Genomic DNA, 16255 nt, shown 5'->3' on the forward strand with positions numbered 1-16255 from the left:
ATGGCGGCTTCAACGGCGGCGCGGGCTCCTCTTGATTCGAAGGCGGCCGAGAAGCCGTCGGGGCCGGAATATTTCCGCGCCAAGCCGAAGCGCCGTCCGGCTTACGCCCTGGAGCCGGTCGAGCCGCGCCTCTTGATGTCGGCCGACCTTTCCTATTCGACGGCGGCGTCAGGGCAGGCCTTCTATCTCGTCGCGACGGGCGCGCGAAGCTTTGCTCTCGATCTCAATTCGGCCGGCGGAGCGCAAGTCGCCACATTCACGCAGGCCGGGTCAGATAACAGCGTTTCGATCGACTTGAGCACGTCCCTCGGCCTGTCGAATTCGAATACGCTTCATGTCGATCTCGATACGTTCAATCTGCTGAATTCATCATTTTTCAGCCCCAATGGCGGTCTGGTCATTTCGTTCGAAGAAGGCAAGGCGATCGCCGGCGGCTCCACGTCCAACCCGGATCACCTCAGCGTCGATGCGGCGACAAATCCGAATATCGGCTTCGGCATTTCCATCACCAGCGATTCCGATATTACGACCTCGGGCCACGCCAGCATCACTGGCGATTTTTCGCTCACTTCGTCCCAAAAAGCTTCCGACGCCCTGACCAGCGGCCTTTTCGTCTTCAACAACGCCGGGGTCACCCTGAGCGGCGCCAATTATCAGGTTTCCGGCGCGTTCAAGGCGACCGCGCATGACGACGTGACCGCTTCCACAAATGGCCTCGGGATGAGCGCCATTTCGGGCGCGCTGATCTCGAACAATTCGACGTCGACGATCGCCATAACCAATAATTCCGTCGTCAACGCCGGCAGCATCGAGCTCGATTCCAAGATCGACGGGACGATGACCGCGGCCGCGGATCAGGCGACGGTGCAATTGGTCGTGATTCAGGGGGCGGCCGATCCGGAAGTGGCAATCGACGGCAGTTCACAGCTCATCGCCGCCACGGTGACGGCGACCGCCGAGTCGAATGTCACGATCAGCGCCACGACGACGCCGGGCGGCGGCGGCAGCGCGTCCGCCGATGCGGCGATCTCGAATGTGACCTATTCCAGCGGCGCGACTCTGACCGTAACGGGCGGCGCTCTGGTCAATGCGACCTCCGGCGCGGCCAATCTGAACGCCAACAGCACGCTCGATGCGACGACCAAGGGCGACGCGAGCGGCGCCAGCGCCGGCGCCGGCGTCGCGGTTTCAACCATCTATGGCGACACGATCGCCAAGGTCGACAATGCGACCGTCGACGGCGGCTCCGTCACCATCGGCGCCTCGACGGACCGCACGATCACGGTCGAGGCCAAGTCCTCGCAGGGCGGCTCGTCGGGCAGTTCCGGCGACGCTTCCGGCGAGAGCAATTACACCAGCCAGAAGACCTTGTCGGACAATAACGCTTCGACCAGCGACGGAAGCATTTCCGTGGCGGGCGCGGTGGCGGTCAGCGTCGATACGGGCGCGACCACGGCCTATGTGAACAATGGAACGATCAACGCCGGCGCCGGCGCCGCCTCGGTGACGGCGGCTTCCGCCGACAATGCGTCGGTCACCGCCGACGGCTCCTCCACGACCTCCGGCGCGACCGGCGTCGGCGTGGGCGTCGGCGTCAATGTCGCGGTCCGCGACGCGGACGCTTATCTGACCGGAGCCGACGACATCACCGCCGGAACTCTGGGCGTGACCGTCACAGCCCCGAGGACGACCAGCTTCACCACCGACGCCACCTCCGGCGCGGGCGGGGCGTCGAATGTGGGCGTCGCGGGTTCTCTCGCCGTCAATGTGACCGTGCTTGAGCACAAGGCCTATATCGACGACAGCGCGACCGTCACCTTGCATGGCGATCCCGATGTCACCATCAGCGCCGATGCGGATGTCGAAAGCACAGCCTCGGCCAAGCCGGCCGACGGGGGCGGCGACGCGACCAAGGTCGGAATCGGCGCCTCCGTCGCCTTCAACTATGGCGAGGATACGACTGCCGGCTACATCGGCAATTCGGTGACGCTGACCGGCGCGCATGGCTTGGAGCTCGACGCCAACGCCAACCACGTGATGGAGACGGAGGCGCAGAACGGCGGCAAGGGAGCCACGGCGATCACGCCGGTGGTCGCGATCGCGGTCGCCGACAATGACGCGCATACGACCGTCGGAGCCAACTCCAATCTTTCGATCGGCGGCGATTTCAAGGCGAGCTCCACGCTTGGCGACAATGTCGTGACCAATGCCGAGGGCGACACCAAATCGTCGAGCACCGGAGTCGGCATTTCGATTGCGCTGAATGTCGTCAACGATTCCTCGCTTTCGACGACATACAGCGACATTGCGGCCGGCGGCGCCGCCGCTTTCCTTTCGACCCTGATGTCGGCGAGCCAATCGACCGCCAAGGCGAGCGTCGCCGGCGGCGAGGCCGACGACGGCAGCAATAGTGACGGCAAGGGCGGCAGCGGCAGCCAGCAGGTCGACAACAAGACCAACAGCCAGAAGAGCTTCGCCGACAGCGAGGCGAGCACGGCCGCCGGCAAGGCGAAGAGCGGCACGACGACCAAGGGGACGGAGGGCGACAAGTCTCCGTCCGCCTCGACTTCGAGCGGCACGGTCAGTGTGGCGGGCGCCATCGCCGTGAATATCGAGCTTGGCTCGTCCACGGCCTTCATCGGCGATTCGCGGAATGTCACCGCCTCGGGCGGCGAACTCAGCGTGAAGTCCTCGGCCATTGTCGACGGAACCGCGGCGGCGACCGGCTCCGCGGTGATCGGCGAGAAGGAATTCAACGCCGCGGACGTCGGCTCCGGCGGCAATGTCGATTACGCCAACAGCACGATCAATCTCGGCGCCAACAGCGGCCTCGGCAATGGCGCGGAGGTCACCTATTTCCAGGGCGAGGGCGGCACGGCGATCGGCAACCTCACCGAAGACGCGACCTATTACGTCCATGACACCGGCGGCGGCAAATTCCGCCTTTACGCCAAGCAGAGCGACGCCCAGGCCGGCAATGGCAATTACATCCATTTCGACAGCAGCAAGCAAGGCGCGGGCGCGATGCAGGCCCTGCGCGGGGCGGGCGCGGGCGGCGTCGGGGTCGGCGTCGGCGTCGCGATCAATTACGCCAACGCCAAGAATCTCGCTTATGTCGGCCAGGCGACGATCGACGCGCGGGGCCTCGACATCGAGGCGACGCAGGGCGAGCGCGCGCTGACCTTCGATCCGAACGCGAAGGTCGATACGGCGCAGAACACCATCGACGTCGGCCCCTCGGGGCTGCGGACCGGCGACGCTGTCGTCTATCACGCGACCAGCGGCCATTCGGCGATTTCGGGCCTGACGGACGGCGAGACCTATTACGTCAACGTTCAGGACGACGGCACGCTCAAGCTTTACGACACGCAGGACCACGCGGAGGCTGGCGGGACGACTGGCCTGATGATCCTGTCTTCGGTCGCCGGGACCGGAGCGGCCGACACTCTGGTCGAGAAGAGCGATCGTTTCGGCGCCTGGGCGACTTCGGGCGCGGGCGGCGGCAATATCGGCGTCGCCGGCTCGCTGGCGATCAATGTCACCTTTACCGACACGGAAGCCGACGCCGGCTATCCTGCAGGCGGCCTCGGCGTCCCGAGCGCCACGCTTCACGGCGGGGAATTGAAGCTCGCGGCGGATGCGGACGTGGCCAACGTCGCCAAAGCGCTGCCGGCGGACGGCGGCGGCGACGGGACCAAGGTCGGCGTCGGCCTGTCGGTCGCGATCAATTACGGCCAGAATGCTGCTTTGGCCCAGATGGCGGACGGCGCGTCGATCACGGGCGCCGGCGATGTCACCCTCGACGCCAGCCTCGGCCAGGACATGGACACCGAGGCGAAAAACGGGGCGAAGGGGTCGGTCGGCGTCACCCCGGTGGTCGCGGTTTCGGTCACCAATAATGACGTCGAGGCAAAGATCGGCGCTCAGGGCGCGGCGGGTCTTCTGAGCTTCAGCGGCGCGCTCGACGACAAGGCGGCGTTGCAGGACAAGGTCATCACGACGGCCGAGGGCGACACCGAATCCGAGGATGTCGGCGTCGGCATTTCGGTTGCTGTCTCGGTCGTCAACGACACCGCGATCGCGACCACGGCGCGCGACCTGAACGGCGCGGGGGCGGGCGACGTCAGCTTCGCCGCCAGCACGATCTCGCTCAGCGAATCCAGCGCCAAGGCCGGGGTCAAGGGCGGCCAGGGCGACAACGGATCCGGTAATCATTCCGACAATGGGACGGACCAGTCAGTCGACAATACGACCAATAAGGAAACCAGCAACGCCGACACGACCTCGAAGGAGGTCAATTCGAACGCCAAGGGAACGCAAGGCGCCAGCAGCAGCAAGGGCAAGACGTCTGACGGCGGCGTCAGCGTCGCCGGCGCGGTCGCGGTCACGATCGAGAATGGAACGGCCAAGGCCTATATTCCGGATTCGCGCCACGTCACCGCTGGCGGCGCGCTCGCGGTGACCTCGGCGGCCAATGTCGACGGCCACGCCATGGCCGACGGCAGCGCGGCGGGCACGGCGAAAGTGGGCGTCGGCGCGGCGGTTTCCGTCGATGTCGCTCACGTGACCAATCTCGCCTATATTGGCAATGCGACAGTCATCAACGCCGCCGGCCTGACCGTGTCCGCCACCATGGCGCAGCGCGAAATCAATATGGATCCGACGACCAAACAAGTCGTCGACACGACCGGCGACACCATCTTCCTCGGCCTGAACTCGGGTCTGAAGACCGGCGATGAAGTTCTTTATGACGGTGTGACAGGTGGCGGCAGCGATATTAGCGGGCTGCACAGCACCGACAGTTATTACGTCAACGTCGGCGAAGACGGCAAGGTCAAACTCTACGATACGAAGGAAAATGCTGAGAACGGCGGAACAGCTGGGCTCAAGAATCTGACATCCCAAGGTTCGGGCACGCAGACATTCTATAAATATGTCACTGTCGCCGGCGTAAGCGCCCCGGATCTTCTCGACCCGATCAATTTCCAAGGCAACGGGCAATATACGGTCCTCGATCTGGGCGAGGGGTCCGGGCTGCGCACGGGCGACGCCATCGTCTATGACGCCAAGGGCGGCGCGTCGATCACCAATCTGACCAGCGGCGATACTTATTATGTGATCGAACTCGGCGCCGGCGAATTCCAGCTCGCGGCCTCCCGCAATGACGCCATCGACGGCAAGGCGATCACGATCTCCGGCAATGGCAATGACAGCCAGAAGCTGATCGACCAATCCGATTCCTTCATCACCACGGCGAAATCCGGCGGCGGCGGCAGCAGCGTCGGCGTCGCGGGCTCGGTGGCGGTCAATGTCGTCACCACGGATACGGAGGCGGTCGTCGGCTTGACGCCGGGCTCTGCCGGCCCCAGCACGGCGAGCCTGACGGTCAATGGCGACGTCAGCATCGCCTCCGCCGTCTCCATGACCAATTTCTCCGCGGCGACGCCGTCGGACGGCGGCGGCAAGGGCGACAAGGTCGGAATCGGCGCTTCGGTCGCGATCAATGTGATCAACAACACGGTCAATTCGGAGATCGCAGATGGCGTGGCGTGGTCGGGAACGGCGGGCGCGTTCTCGCTCACGGCGTCGTCGGTCGATTACGTCTTCACCCATGGTCAGAACGGCGCCTCGGGCGGTTCGGCGGCGATCGGCGTCGGCGCTTCGGTTGCGGTCATCAACGATACGGTGACGGCCTATGTCGGCACGGGCGGGACCATTACTGGCTCCGGCGACGTCACCATTTCCGCCACTCATGACGGCGAATTCAAGACAGAGGCCGACGCGGAGGCCAACAGCGACAGCGTCGCAATCGGGGCCTCGGTCGGCGTCGCCGTCATCAACGAGAATGTCACCGCGCAACTCGCGCGCAGCATGACCACCACGGGCGGCGCCTTCACGCTAATGGCCAATTCGACGGCGATCAGCGACGTCCAGGCCGTCGCGGCCTCCGGCGGCGAGAAGAAGGACGACACCCAGGAACAGAACAGCAAGAGCGGCAAGTCGGGCGCCGATGGCCAGGTCGATCACCAGGTCAACGACAATTCGACCACGTCGAGCTCCAGCACCCAGAATATGCCTTCCGCCTCGGACAGCGCCGGTCAGGGCAATTCCAAATCCAATTCCGAATCCGGCGAAGGCGGCAGCGGCGTCGGCATCGCGGCGGCGGTCGGCGTCAGTGTCATGTCGGTCACGGCGGCGGCCAGCGTCACCAATTCGGCTGTCATCACCGCCAAAGCCAAATCCGCGAAGATCGACTCGGAATCCGACGTCGAATCGACCGCCAAGGGCGTTGGCACGGCCATCAATCTCAGCAGCGGCAATGTGAATATCGCCGCGGGCGTCGGCCTGAATGTGATCAACGCCACCAACAAGGCGCATGTCGACACGGGGTCGAAGGTCGATGCTGACGGGATCACGATCCAGGCGATCACGCCGGCCGGAAAGTCGGACAATTTCGTCGCCTGGGGCGCCGCGGCGGGCGGCGGCTCGGGCGACGTCGGCGTCGCCGGCTCGGTCGGCCTCAACATCATCAATAATTTCGACACCGAGGCCTATGCCGCCAGCGGTTCGACGCTGAATTCAACAGCGGGCGTGAATGTCACCGCCAATGCGACCCTGGCGCCGCAAACCGTCGCGGCGGGCGTCGGCTTCTCCGAGGGGACAGCGGTCGGCGTCGCGGTTTCAGTCGCCGTGCTCAACGTCACCACCACCGCCTATATCGCCGGCGCTTCGGACGCCAGCGGCGCGACGGCGATTTACGCCGAGACCGATGTCAATCGCTCGACGATCGACATTCCGATGCTGCCGGATTCGCTGAAGCCCTCGGCGACCACGATCGCGGTCGCAGGCGGGGCGAGCACGGGCGACGTCGGCGTCGGCGGCGCGGTCACGGTCGATGTCTTCAACCTGACGACCAAGGCCTATGTCGACGATTCCGCACAGATTAACCAGAACGTGGGCATCCTCGGCTCGGGCCAGACCCTTTCGGTTCATGCGGTCAACAACACCGACATCACGACGATCGCCGGCGCGCTCGGCCTGACCACCGGTTCGGCGGGCATCGGTGCCAGCGTCGATGTCGAGGTCCTCGACAAGACGACCTACGCCTATATCGGCGACGCCAGCGTCAGGGCGGGCGGCAAGGTCGATGTGAAGGCCGACGCCGAAGAGAATATGCTGCTCATCGTCATGACGGCGGGCGGCGCCGACACGGCCGGCGTCGCGGGTTCGGTCGCGGTCGCCGACATCCATGGCGACACCAGGGCCTATCTCGCCGACGGTGGAACGCTCAACGGCAATGGCGTCGACACATTCGCGGCGACCGACGCCTTCACGATCACCCCGCTCGCCGGCGCCATCGGCCTCGGCGGCACGGCGGGCGTCGGAGCGGTGGCGGCGATCATGCTACATACCGACAACACGCTCGCCTATGTCGGCGCCAATACGCATGTGACGGCGGACGGGTTGAACGTCACGGCCACGGAGAGCGAGGACATTCTTTCGATCGCGGTCGATGCGGGCGTCGGCGGCGACGCCGGCGTCGCAGGCTCGGCGCCGATCAATATTCTGAACGAAACGACCACGGCCTATATCGGGCACGGCGCGAATATCACGATCACGACCGGCGGCGTCGATGTCGCGGCGTCCGACACGACCTCGGTGATTTCGGTCGCGGGCTCGCTGGCCGGCAGCGGCGGCGCCAGCGTCGGCGTCGGCGCCGATGTCGGGACCTACAGCAAGACGACCTACGCCTATATCGATTCCGGCGTGACCCTGACCGCCGACGGCGACATCCAGGTCACCGCCAATTCTCAGGAAAATCTGATTTCGGTCGCGGCCGGCATCGCGGTCGGCCAGGTTTCGGTCGGCGTCGACGCCGGGGTCCACATTTTCAACGTGAACACGCTCGCCTTCATCGGCCACGACAACGATTCCAACGACAATTCGACCTATTACAACAATGCCGTCAATTACGGCGCCGGCAATGTGACGGCCGGCGGCAGCGTCGTGATATCGGCCAACGAGGCCAGCAAGATCACCGAAGTTGTCGGCGACCTCGCCGTCGGCGAGGTCGGCGTCGCCGCGGGCGCCGGCGTCAATGTCTTCAGCAAGGACACGAAGTCTTTCATCGGCGACGGCGCCAATGTGAGCGGGAAGGGCAACGGCCTCGGCCTGGCGGTGAACACCGGGCGCATCGACACGGGCGTCGACAATTCCGCGCCGACATTCACGCCCAATGCGGGCGGAACCTTCGCGTCGAGCGCCGTCAGCACGGGCGCGGGCACGATTCACCTCGGTACGGGGACCGGTCTGAAAACGGGCGACCAGGTCGCCTATAACGCCGGCGACGGCGGCGCGGCGATTCATGGCCTGACGAGCGGCGCCGATTATTACGTCCGCGACATCGGCGGCGGCAATTTCAAGCTTTACAACACCAGGGCCGACGCCGAAGCCAACAGCAACGCGATCGCCTTCACCTCGCAAGGAGCGGGCTCGAACCAGTCGATCAAAGCGGCCCAGGGCATCGAAGGCAGCACTGCGGGTTCGTCCGCCATTCAGTCGGCGCAGTCGGGCGACCGTTCGTCCTTCCAGTCGGGAGGGCAGGTGGGGACGCCGCAAATCAGCGGCATGGATCTCACCGGCAGCGGCCAGAGCCAGTCGGTCAACGATCCGGCCTTCCAGGGCGCGCGCACGACTTCGGTCGATCAGCAAAGCGGCTTCCACGGCGTTGCGGTCGCCGCCACCAATCAGGACGAGATCACCTCGCTGGTGCTCACTTTGGGCGGCGGCGTGGTCGGCGTGGCCGTGTCGGCGGGCGTCGATGTCGTCACCAACAACACCGAGGCTTATATCGGCAGCAACGCCACGGTGAACGGCGCTTCAGGGGCGAGCAGCAACCAGTCGGTGCTCGTCGGGGCTGGCGACGATTTCTACCACATGACTTTGGGCGTCGGCGTCGGCGTCGGCGCGGTCGGCGTGGCGCCCGCCGTCGGGGTCAATGTCATCGACAATACGGTTCGCGCGACGATCGGCGACCATGCGAACGTCCAGGCGCGCAACAATATTGCGGTCGAAGCGACCGGCAATGAAGACATCGTCATGGTCGGCATTGGCGTCGCCGCGGGCGCGGTCGGCGTCGGCGCGGTCGTGGACGTGCTGACGGTCAGTAATGTCACGATCGCCTCGATCGGCGATTACGCCGTCGTTTCCGCCGGAGGCGATGTCTTCATCTCCGCTCAGGACACGACTCATGTACTCGAATTGTCGGGCGCTCTGGCCGGCGGTTTCGTCGGCGTCGGCGGCGCCGTCGGCGTCATGGTGGTCGGCAAGGACACCGAGGCGACGATCGGAAGCTACGCCCATGTCGATGGGCTCGGCGCCAGCGGCGGCGTCGGCGGCGTCCTGACCGGAACGATCAGCGGCGGCTCGTCCTTCGACACGACCACGGCCCATGGCGTCATCGTCCAGGCCCAGTCCACCGAGGACATCACCCATATCGTCGCCGCGGGCGGCGTTGGATTCGTGGGCGTGTCCGGCGCGGTCGGCGTCGCGGTCATCAACACGACCACTCTGGCGACCGTCAATTCGAGCGCCCAGATCAACGAGGCTCATCCAGGAACCGGCAATTCGGATCAAAGCGTCTATGTCGCGGCCTCCGACGACACCGAATTCCAGGCCTATGTCATCGGCGTCGCCGGCGGCTTCGTCGGCGTCACCGGGGCGGTCGACGTCGCCATCATCAACGCCAATACGGCGGCGGAAGTGAAGCCGAGCGCGCAGCTTTACGCCAAGGACAATGTCGAGGTGAACGCCGCCGCGATCAAGAACCTGACCGGCTATGTGATCAGCGGCGCCGGCGGCGCGGTGGGCGTCGGCGCGTCGATTCTGGTCTGGTCCGTCGGGTCGCAAATCCAGCCGACCTATCAAAACAGTGACGGCGATTCGCAGAACAGCCTCCAACCCAACGGCAAGTCGCCCGATGGCAACGCCGCCGATCAGGCGCAGACGGGAACGACCACAGCGACCGGAAAGCTAGGCGGATTCACCTCGACCACGCCGGGCAGCGGCAGATCGTCGAGCCTCATCAACACCAACCAGGGCTCCGCGCAAAGCACGGTCAACAACAATCCGTCGTTGCAGTCGGCCAATATCAAGGCGGCCGAAAACAACGCGCCGCAGTCTCCTCCCGGAACGACCGCGAAAGTTGACGCCGGCGCCACGGTTTATGGCGCCCAGGGCGTCGGCGTGCAGGCGACAGATTCCTTCAATGTCACCACCCGGCTCGGTCAGGTTGCCGGCGGCGTCGTCGGGGCGGGCGCCTCGGTGACGGTGATGACGCTGAATGAGAATGTCGATGCGTCCAACGATGGCACGAGTTCGTCGGGCGGCAATATTGGCGTGAACGCCAATCTGGTCGAGAATGTCGACGCCGTTTCGCTTGGCCTCCAGGTCGGCTTCGTCGGCCTCGGCGCGGCCGTGGTCGCGATCACCGACGGCAGCGTCGCCCAGGCGACGCTCGGCAATGTTCTTTTCGCCAATAATGTCTCGCTGTCGGCTACGGCGACGCGCAATTTCTCCGAGCTTGCCGGCCAGGCCAATGTCGGCGCCTATGCGGCCGGCGCGACCTTCACCATTCTCAATGTCGACGGCAGCGTCTCGGCGACAGTCGATTCCTACGCTGATATTGGCAGCAGCTCGCCCGTCGCGTCCCTCAGCGTGACGGCGAGCTCGACCGTCAATGCGACTCTGAAGACCTATGCGATCGCCGCCGGCATCGGCGCCGGCACGGCGAATTTCGCCTTCCTGACGGCGGACCCGGCCGTCACCGCCGCGATCGGCGACCACGCCACGGTCGATGCGGCGAGCCTCGTCAGCGTCGAGGCGAAAGCCACGTTCAAGACTGAAGGCGACGTCTTCGGCGTGTCGGCGGGCGGGCTCGCGGTCGGCGTTTCTCTGACCGAAATCACCATCAACCCCAATGTGACGGCGTCCGTCGGCGCTTCCGATTCGATTACCGCCAATGCGCTTTCCGTATTTGCGCATACGGTCCTGCCGGCGAGCGGCTATGACGCCATCGTCGATTCGCAGGGTTCCGCCGGCGCGCTCATCGGCGTCACCAGCACCAATGCGGTGATCAACAACAACAGCAAGGTCAAGAGTTTCATCGCGGCTGGCGCGACTTTGAGCGTCGCCGGCGCGACCGTGGTGAGCGCGGTCAATTCGACGCGCCAGAAGGCCAGCGCCGACAGTAATTCCTTCGGCATTGTCGCGGCGGGTCTCGCCTCGTCGACGGTGAATTCGAATACCGACACGGAAGCCTATCTCGGCGCCAATGTGCATATGGGAACGTTGGCGCTTTCCGACGGCAGCCTGAGCGTCAGCGCCAAGGGCCACAACGACAATTTCGCCTATACCAACGCCGGCTCGGGCGGCCTCGTCTCCGGCTCGTCCTCGGTCGCCGACACTTCGGACAACGCCACGACCAGCGCGACGATCGGCGGCGGATCGACGATCTACCTCTCGGGCGCGTTCTCGCTGGGCGCGGACACGACCGCGACCTTCAACTCGCAGATCACCACTTTCGCTGGCGGCCTGTTCGCTGGAGCAGGCGGCGAGATCGAGCACGACATCACCGCCCATACGACCGCGACGGTCGGCGCCTCCGCGCAGATCAAGGCGGGCGGCGTGTCGATCAATGCGGCGAGCCATGCCGACAAGCCTGCGCTCACCGGCTCGACGACCCAGAACATCAAGGGCGACACCGGCGGCCTCGCCAGCGGGGCCGGCGCGAGCGACCACACCAACATCAGCTTCACCACGATCGTCGAAGTCGACGCGAACGCCTCGATCACCGAGCCGGGCGTCAGCAACAACAACCACAGCTTCGTCCTCGCGGCGAAAAACGATTTCGCGGTCTATGACACCGTGGCCTTCACCACCGGCGGCGCCGTTTCCGGCGCGGCGGTTTATGCCGGCATCGTCTCGCACACCGACATAGCGAAAGTGCTGGTCGACGCCGGCGCCGCGCTCTCCAGCGCCAGCGCGATCGACATTTCGGCGCGCGGCGGCGGTTCGGTCGATCAGGAAGTGGAGACGGAAACCTATGGCGCCGGAACGGCGACGCTGGGTTATGCGACCGCCGATATTCGTCCCGACAACGAGGTCATCTTCGGCTCGGGCGCGACGGTCACCGCCTACGGCGATTTGAACCTCTCAGCGGGCGCGGACGCGGCCTATAATGTCGATCATTACAACATTACGGCGCGCTACGACGGCTTCGCCGGCTCGCTGATTCCGATCAGCAGCATCGGCGCGACCGATTATCTGATCCAGACCGACGCCATCACGATCGGAAGCAGCGCGCATCTCAGCACCGCGCGCACCGCCAATCTGATGACCGACCAGTTCGGCGACACCGATACGATGACGGGCCTCGCCAAGGCGGAAAGCTGGGTCAGCGATCTCTCCAACAGCCTGCTCAAGGCGCAAGGCGCCAATGCGGCGGTTCTGGCCCTCGCCAACACCGACACGTTGACGGTCACGCGCGCCAATATCACCAATGACGGCATCGTCGAGACCGGCATCAATCGCAATCAGCACCTCTATCTGACGGGCTGGGATCAGAATACCGGTCAGGTCACGGGCTATGATGCGTCGCCCGGCGTTTCCTTCGTCTCCACGACGCAATCGGTCGGCGCTTCGACGGTCGATGAAATCAACGCCGATCAGCAGATCCTGGCGCAATATGGCGACAACAACCCGACGCTGAAGGCGTTCTACGAGCAGCAGATCCAGTCGCTGGAAGCCCAGCTCGCGGCGCAGGGATTATTGCAGTTCCAGACGGACAGTCAGGGCAACCAGGTCGTCGTTCCCGTCGACGTCCAGGTGATGGCGGTGGATGTGGCGCCGATCTACGCCGACGCCGGCCGCATCTTCGTCGTCGGCGACGAACTCGGCGGCTCGGGCCAGTTCATTTCGCCGAACGACATCAATGTCACGATCAACAACGCAACGCCGGCCTTCCTGAACATCGAGGGAGTCATCATCCCCGACGAAAACGGCGGCCTGTACTACAACGGCGACCAATGGACCTCTAACGATCAGATCCAGGCGAAGAACAACCAGAATATCCAGCATGACAATCAGCTGATTTCCGACGGCGGGGCACCGATCGCCTCGTTCACGGCGTTGACCGCCGGCTTCACGGCGATCCCGGCCATCAATCCGGCGTCGCATCCGACCGTGCTGATCGAGAACAGCCTCGACATCAATTATCTCAACAATATTCAGAACAATAATACGACCAGTTACCCCTGGCCGGACATCACCATTACTTCGCTGGCGTCCGGCGGCGTCGGCATTGACGCGCCTTCGGCCAATGTCACCATCGAGACCGTGACGCCGACCAACGCTGACGGCAAAGGCAATATCGACCAACTGGCGCCGATCGTCGCCAATAGTCTGACGATCGTGGCCGGCGGGACCTTGTTCATCAATCTGCCGGAATCCGGTTCGATCGAAGAGGTCGCTGGCGCAGCATACAAGGCCTTCGACGCCGCGACCACGGGCTCCTACGATCCGAACAATCCGTCGCAGACCGCGCCGGGCGTCGTGGCGGCGAGCGCGACGGACGTCAACGCCATCCTGGCGCAAATCCCCACGACGCCTTCGCTTTACGCCCAAAAGATCATCATCAACGCCAATTACATCAATGTGAACGGCCTGGTGCAGAGCGGCAAGTCCGAATACGACCTGACGCTCGGCGCGCAAGCCGTCAGCGATATCAACAACATCATCGCGAGCGGCGGCGCGACGCCCGTCCTGCTGGTCAATGAATCCAACAGCGACTTCTCGGTCTATTTCGATCCCATCGCGCGCAAGATCATCGTCACTGACCTCAAGGCCAATGGCGGCGACATCGAAATGACGGGCAATATCGTCAACACCGCCAATGGCGAGATCAAGGCCCTGGGCGGCTATGCGGCTGTCAATGTCGACAACCAGACCGGCTTTGCGCTCGAAGTGAACCGTCTCGACGTGTCGAGCCGCGGCGCGGGAACCATTCTGATCAACGACACCTCCGGCTATGCGCTCGACCCCAATACGCACAAGCCGGTTGGAGTCAAGACCACGCTCTATCAGGATAACAACGGCGTGGTGACGACCACGACGCAAGCCTCGGGCGGGCCGCAGAATGTCGCCAATAATTCAGGGCTCGACCAGATCTACCAGCCCGACGTCGATTGGCGCTATCAGTGGGTGACCGGCATTTCCGAGCAGGAGCATCTGGCGACCCGCATCGTCCAGAGCGACTGGATCGGCCTGATCAACCTCGGGACCGACATCACCCATTGGGATACGACGATCGTCCAGGGCGTCCCGCATCTGGAAGGCGCGGGACCGTACTTCTACCTGAGCGCCAGCGAGAACGACACGGCCTATACGTTCACGTCGCAGACGGTGACGACGAGCGCGCCGGCCCAACCGCTCCAGCCGATCGCGACCCATACCGACACCACCTGGTACGGCAAGACCAGCATCACCGCGGATTTCGCCGAGGACATCGGCCTCGAAATCCTGAACACCCAGGATATTTCGGCGCATCGCGCGATTGGAATCCATTTCTTCGGCAATGAGACCGGCGCCATCGCGATCAACTCCAACGCCGACGTGATCGTGGACGGCGCCCTGGTCAATCCGACCGGAACGACCTCGATCACGACAACGGGTTCGATCACCTCCGGAACCGCCGGATCGGTCGGCGGCAATCAGGTCATTCTCTCGGCGCAGACCGGCATCGGCGGGGACGGAGCGCCGCTGACGACCAAGGTCGGCGGCCAGAACATCGGCGCGCCTGTCGACGCCACCGTCAATTTCAACGCGGCCGCGGGAACGATCACGCGGACGGACGGCGGCGGCTGGGACGGTTTCGCGCCGGGGATGGCCTTCACCTTGTCTTATACCGGCGCGACCGGCGCCAGCCAGCAGAACGCCACCGCCAGCAACCAGGTCTATATCGTCAAGAGCGTGTCCGGGCCCGGCCTTTCCGTTCTGACGCTCGATCCGAGCACCCCGCTCGTCGCCAGCGAGACCGGGCGCGGCGTGGCGCTGGTTCCGGCGGCCAATCCGGACGTGTCCGGCTATTCGCGCCTGCATGCGACGACCGCGACCGGAAATATCTCGATCTCGCAGGCGACCGGCGATCTGCCGATCGACCTGGTCGCCGCTCAATCTCTGGGGTCGGTCGATCTCTCGGCCGCGGGAAGCATCGTCGTCGGCCAGATGAACGCCTCGACTTTTTACCAGGGGCTGGTGTCAGGCGGTGCGATCACGCTCGACGCGCATTCCGGCGGAATCGGCAATGGCGTCGCCCATCCGCTGATTCTGGACACGCCGGCGAGCGCCCTGCCGCCGGGGACCACGATCCCGCTCAGCGACCATGTCACCATCACCGCCCAGACCAACGTTTATATCGAACAGTTCAGCGGCGATATGCGGCTGAACAATATCACCACGGGCGGCGATGTCTGGATCGACGTGCCGAACGGCAATCTTTATGACGCCGCCAAGCCCGGCGTCGTCGACGCGCGCACCTATAATCAATTGCTGAGCGGCGTGTGGAGCAATCTCGGCCTCACCGACGACACCGGCTATGCGCAAAAGGTCGCCTCGACGATCAATTCCTATGTCGCGTCGCAAACGCAGGATTACCAAACCTACTGGACCTGGCGCCACGAGCAGGCGGATGGCGGAGCGGCGTTCGATGCGACCTTCCACCCGCAGCTCACCGCGGCGGAACTCGATTACTACGTGAATACGCTCCATTACGACAGCGCCGCGATCCAGACCCTACTGAACGCGCGTTTCGCCGAATATCAGACGCTGAACGCCGAATTCGGCGCCGGCGGCGCCTATCAGACCGTCAACGATCCGGGCGTCGACACGATCAGCTCGACGGCCACCACCGCGACCGTTACGATCGACACGGTAGCGAACACCATCACCCGCACCGATGGCGGCGACTGGAGCAATCTCGCGGCGGGCGAATTTATTTCGCTCACCGGCAGCGTGGAATCGTCCGCCGAGGTCACTTTCGCCGCGGCCTCCGGCGGCAATGCCGCGACCATCACCCGCACGGACACCGGCAGCTTCATAGCCGACGGCTTCGTCGCCGGGCAGAAATTGCGCGTCAGCGGATCGCCGCTCAATGGGACACCCGGCGCCACGACCTATACGATCCAAAGCGTGACCGCGA

The 16255-nt window shown here is 64.6% G+C and carries 1 protein-coding gene (running past one end of the window); it reads left to right on the forward strand.

Annotated features, from left to right (window positions below; genetic code table 11):
* On the forward strand, window positions 1–16255 hold the 5' portion of the coding sequence (locus K2U94_RS04555; protein WP_243066075.1) for an LEPR-XLL domain-containing protein. 12359 nt of this gene lie beyond the right edge of the window; only the first 16255 of its 28614 coding nucleotides appear in the window; the start codon lies at window positions 1–3; its stop codon lies beyond the right edge, outside the window.

This window comes from Candidatus Rhodoblastus alkanivorans, assembly GCF_022760755.1.
Classification (GTDB): Bacteria; Pseudomonadota; Alphaproteobacteria; order Rhizobiales; family Beijerinckiaceae; genus Rhodoblastus; species Rhodoblastus alkanivorans.